Raw genomic sequence first — 482 nt, forward strand, 5'->3', positions numbered from 1 at the left:
TTTTGGGAATCGTGGTGACCGGTCCCGGCCTTTCGTCGCTCCGGACCCAGCGATTCGGCGCACATGTCCGGCGCACCGCCGTTGGCCTGATCGGCATGGTGACCACTTTCGGCGCGGTGTTGCTGTTGCCGTTGGCAGACGCGACCACCTTGCAGTTTACCGTACCGATCTTCGGCACGCTGCTGGGGGCCCTCATCCTCGGCGAACAGGTCGGCATCCACCGCTGGGCCGCCGTCTTTGTCGGCTTTATCGGCGTGTTGATCGTCACCCAACCGGGGACCGGCGCGTTGCCATTAGGCGGCGCGGCGGTCGGCCTTGTCGCGGCGATGTTCGTGGCATTGGTCGCGATCCTGCTGCGCCAGATCGGGCGCACCGAAAGCGCGCTGACGACGGTCTTCTGGTTTTCGGCGCTGTCGATCCCGCCGCTCGGCATCCCCTATGCGCTCAACCTTCAGCAGCACGATGCCTTGACCTGGGCAATT

1 protein-coding gene is annotated in these 482 nt (G+C 65.1%); it reads left to right on the plus strand.

The features are described 5' to 3' along the window. Positions 1-14: 14 nt before the first annotated feature. Positions 15-482: DMT family transporter (locus AACY52_RS30535; RefSeq protein WP_339561418.1), on the plus strand; the 468-nt coding region annotated here is incomplete at its 3' end.

It is taken from the genome of Pseudomonas sp. EA_65y_Pfl1_P113 (genome assembly GCF_963970525.1).
Classification (GTDB): domain Bacteria; phylum Pseudomonadota; class Gammaproteobacteria; order Pseudomonadales; family Pseudomonadaceae; genus Aquipseudomonas; species Aquipseudomonas tritici.